Origin of the sequence: Amaricoccus sp. (assembly GCF_017995835.1) — a bacterium.
Lineage (GTDB): Bacteria > Pseudomonadota > Alphaproteobacteria > Rhodobacterales > Rhodobacteraceae > Amaricoccus.
Genome location: NZ_JAGOID010000174.1, coordinates 1 through 3,828, shown reverse-complemented (window position 1 = coordinate 3,828; position 3,828 = coordinate 1). Strand labels below are relative to the sequence as shown.

Here is a 3,828-nt window from a genome sequence, read left to right as displayed (position 1 = left end):
CCACCTGGCCGCCCAGCGTCACCAGCCGCACCGCCGGGTTCTCCACCAACGCCGCCGCGATCGTCGACGCATGGGTGATCACCGTCGCGGTGGCCGCCAGCCGCTCGGCGCAGGCGAGCGTCGTCGAGCCTGCGTCGATGAACACCGTCATCCCCGGCTCGACCAGCCGCGCCATCGCCGCGCCGAGCGCCGCCTTGGCCGCCGGGGCGAGGCGGCCGCGCGCGCTGACCGGCCCGCGCGCCGGCGCGGGCGGCAGGGCGCCGCCATAGACCCGCTGGCACCTGCCCGCGCCCGCGAGCGCCCGCAGGTCGCGCCGCACGGTGTCCTCGGAGGTCTCGTAGAGGCGCGCGAGCTCGGCCGCGACGACCCGCCCGTCGCGGGCGAGGCGGCGTTCGATGTCGGCAAGGCGTTCGGAGGTCATCAGGGGCGGCATCGCCGATTCGCGCTCCACGGTTTGCCGAATTCGGCATAAACGTGCACAATCGCGCAGTCAATCGCCGGAGTTCAGGGCTAGGGCGGGGCGTGCGCGCGGCGGAGGATGGCGGCGGAGGGACAGGCGGGGGCCGTGGCGACGCGCACGCGCCGCGCGATGACGGTCGCGCCCCGGACGAAGTCACGCCATCAAGAGACGTGGCTCCGGGTCCGGGGCGCTGAGCTTTCCCGTGCGGCGACCGGAAGGGGCCGACCCACGGCTATTGGCGGATCACGTCCTGCTGGACTGCGACTTCTCCGCGGAACTGCGCCGGCGAGCCAGCATGTTCAATCCCTCGACAAGGGCGGCGAAGGCCATCGCCGAGTAGATGTAGCCCTTGGGGACATGGAACCCCATGCCGTCGGCGATCAGCGTCATGCCGATCATCAGCAGGAAGCCGAGCGCCAGCATCACGATCGTCGGGTTCCTCTCGATGAAGTTGGCGAGCGGGGTGGCGGCGAGCAGCATCACGGCGATCGCGACGATGACCGCGATGTACATGATCGCGAGATGCTCGGTCATGCCGACCGCGGTGATGATCGAGTCGACCGAGAACACGAGGTCGAGCAGCAGGATCTGGAAGATCGCGCCGCCGAGCGTCACGTTCACCGCCTTGCCCACCATCTCGTCCTTGTGGTCCTCCGGGTCGACGCTGTGGTGGATCTCCTTGGTCGCCTTCCAGATCAGGAACAGGCCGCCGGCGATGAGGATCAGGTCGCGCAGCGAGAAGCCGTGACCGAAGGCGGTGAAGAGCGGCTGGGTCATGCCGACGATCCAGGCGATCGTCGTCAGCAGGACAAGCCGCATGATCAGCGCGGCGCCGATGCCGAGGCGGCGGGCCCTCTCGCGGTGCTCGGGCGGGAGCTTGTTGGTCAGGATCGAGATGAAGATCAGGTTGTCGATGCCGAGCACGACCTCCATCGCGATCAGCGTGATCATGGCCGCCCACCCTTCGGGCGTGGCGAGGAAAGCGAGACTGAGATCGGGCATCGGATTTCTCCTCATTTTCGGGCTTGCAGCGAACGGGCGGAGGCGGGCGGTGCGCGGCCATGGCGGGCCGGCGGGCTCCGATGCGAGGGACGGGGGCTGGCCCGCGCCCCTCGCTCGGCGTTGGTCTACGACGCCGGCGCCGCCGTGCGCCGGGCCATCGAGGTAGGCTTCACCAGCGCCTCGCCGTCGATCACCACGGTGTCGTCGACCTTGCAGACGGTGCGGAGCAGGACCCGGGTGCGCTCGCGATTGACCTCGCTGACCGTCACTTCGGCGCGCACGGTGTCGCCCGGCCGGACGGGGGCGCGGAAGTTCAGGCTCTGGGAGATGTAGATCGCGCCCGGCCCGGGCAGGCGGTTGGCGACGGCGGCGGAGATCACGCTCGCGGTCAGCATGCCGTGGGCGATGCGGCCGCCGAAGGGCGTCGTCTTCGCGAACTCGTCGTTGATGTGGATGGCGTTGTTGTCGCCCGAGGCGCCGGCGAAGAGGATGATGTCGGCCTCGGTGATCGTCTTGGCGAAGGTCGCGGTCATGCCGACCTCCAGATCCTCGATGTCGTAGCCGTTGAGGTCGTTCACGTGCAGTCCCTCTCACATGTTGGGATAGTTGGGACCGTCGCCGCCCTGGGGCGTCGTCCAGTCGATGTTCTGGCTCGGGTCCTTGATGTCGCAGGTCTTGCAGTGGACGCAGTTCTGGAAGTTGATCTGGAACCGCGGGTTCGAGCCCTCCTCGTCGCGCAGCACCTCGTAGACCCCCGCCGGGCAGTAGCGCTGCGCCGGCTCGGCGTACTTCGGCAGGTTGACGGCGATCGGCGCCGAGGGGTCGCGCAGCCGCAGGTGGCAGGGCTGGCTCTCCTCGTGGTTGGTGAAAGAGAAGGCGACGTTGGTCAGGCGGTCGAAGGAGAGGACGCCGTCGGGTTTCGGATAGTCGATCGGCGCGAAATCCTTCGCCTCGCCGGTGGCCGCAGCGTCGGTCTTGCCGTGCTTCAGCGTGCCGAAGAGGCCGAGGCCGGTCAGGCTGCGGGTCCACATGTCGAGGCCGCCGAGGCCCAGCGAGGCCCAGAGCCCCCATTTCGACCACATCGGCTTGACGTTGCGGACCGGCTTCAGGTCGCGCGCGATGGGGCCTTCGCGCACCGCCGCCTCGTAGCCGACGAGCTCGTCGCCGGCGCGGCCCGCGGCGATCGCGGCATGGGCCGCCTCGGCGGCGGCGATGCCGGAGAGCATGGCGTTGTGGTTGCCCTTGATGCGGGGAACGTTGACGAGCCCGGCCGAGCAGCCGAGCAGCGCGCCCCCCGGGAAGGTCAGCTTCGGGATCGATTGCCAGCCGCCCTCGGAGATCGCCCGCGCGCCGTAGGCGACGCGCTTGCCGCCGGCGAGCACGTCCGCGATCAGCGGGTGATGCTTCAGGCGCTGGAACTCCATGTAGGGGAAGACGTACGGGTTGCGGTAGTTCAGGTGCACGACGAAGCCGACCAGCACCTGGTTGTCCTCGGCATGGTAGAGGAACGATCCGCCGCCGGCGTTCCCGCCGAGCGGCCAGCCCATGGTGTGGACCACCTTGCCGGGGCGGTGCCTGGCCGGGTCGATCTCCCAGATCTCCTTCATCCCGAGACCGAACTTCTGCGGCTCGTGGCCGTCGGAGAGGCCGTATTTCGCGATCGCCTGCTTGGAGAGCGAGCCGCGCACGCCCTCGGCGAGGAAGACGTACTTGCCGCGCAGCTCCATGCCGGGTTCGTAGCCCGGGCCGGGCGTCCCGTCGGCCTCGCGGCCGAACTCGCCGGCGACGACGCCGACGACGCGGTCTCCGTCGAGGACGAGCTCCGAGCAGGCCATGCCGGGGAAGACCTCGACGCCGAGGCCCTCGGCGACGGTGGCGAGCCAGCGGCAGACGTTCGCCATCGAGACGATGTAGTTGCCGTGGTTCGACATCAGCTTCGGCATCGGCCAGTTCGGGATGCGCACCTGTCCCGAGGGCCCGAGCAGGTAGAAATGGTCCTCCGTCACGGGCGTGCGGATCGGCGCGTCCATGCCGCGCCAGTCCGGCAGCAGCGCGTCGAGGCCGCAAGGGTCGAGCACCGCGCCCGACAGGATGTGCGCCCCGACCTCGGAGCCCTTCTCGAGCAGGACGACCGAGAGATCCGGATCGAGCTGCTTCAGCCGGATCGCCGCCGCGAGGCCCGCGGGCCCGGCGCCGACGATCACCACGTCGTACTCCATCGACTCGCGCTCGATCGCGGTCATGGCCACTCCTTTCCCGTTGTCGCGGCAGGGACGGCGGCGCCGTCGCTGCCTCTGCCTCCGCCGAGCCTCTTCTCGAGCTCCGGGCCGATCTGGAACAGGTCGCCGAGGAGGCCGTAGTCTGCG

Annotated in this window: 4 protein-coding genes; all 4 read right to left on the bottom strand. The window is 69.8% G+C overall.

The window, feature by feature from the left end; translation table 11 throughout:
- Positions 1 to 421: DeoR/GlpR family DNA-binding transcription regulator (locus tag KBA23_RS16140; RefSeq protein ID WP_290743104.1), on the bottom strand; the 421-nt coding region annotated here is incomplete at its 3' end.
- 282 nt (positions 422 to 703) lie between these two features.
- Positions 704 to 1,462 carry a TerC family protein gene (locus tag KBA23_RS16135; RefSeq protein ID WP_290743102.1) on the bottom strand — a complete coding sequence of 253 codons (759 nt, stop codon included), beginning with the start codon at positions 1,460 to 1,462 and terminating at the stop codon, positions 704 to 706.
- 125 nt (positions 1,463 to 1,587) lie between these two features.
- Entirely contained in the window at positions 1,588 to 1,995 is a 408-nt protein-coding gene (locus KBA23_RS16130; protein ID WP_290743107.1) for a MaoC family dehydratase, read from the bottom strand.
- A gap of 57 nt (positions 1,996 to 2,052) precedes the next feature.
- Complete coding sequence (locus KBA23_RS16125; RefSeq protein ID WP_290743099.1) at positions 2,053 to 3,705, bottom strand: electron transfer flavoprotein-ubiquinone oxidoreductase; 1,653 nt, start codon at positions 3,703 to 3,705, stop codon at positions 2,053 to 2,055.
- Between the last annotated feature and the right edge of the window lie 123 nt (positions 3,706 to 3,828).

Bases quoted from the DNA above. Each gene is read 5' to 3' on its own strand.
- KBA23_RS16135 (WP_290743102.1), bottom strand. From the start codon at position 1,462: ATGCCCGATCTCAGTCTCGCTTTCCTCGCCACGCCCGAAGGGTGGGCG.
- KBA23_RS16130 (WP_290743107.1), bottom strand. From the start codon at position 1,995: ATGACCGCGACCTTCGCCAAGACGATCACCGAGGCCGACATCATCCTC.
- KBA23_RS16125 (WP_290743099.1), bottom strand. From the start codon at position 3,705: ATGACCGCGATCGAGCGCGAGTCGATGGAGTACGACGTGGTGATCGTC.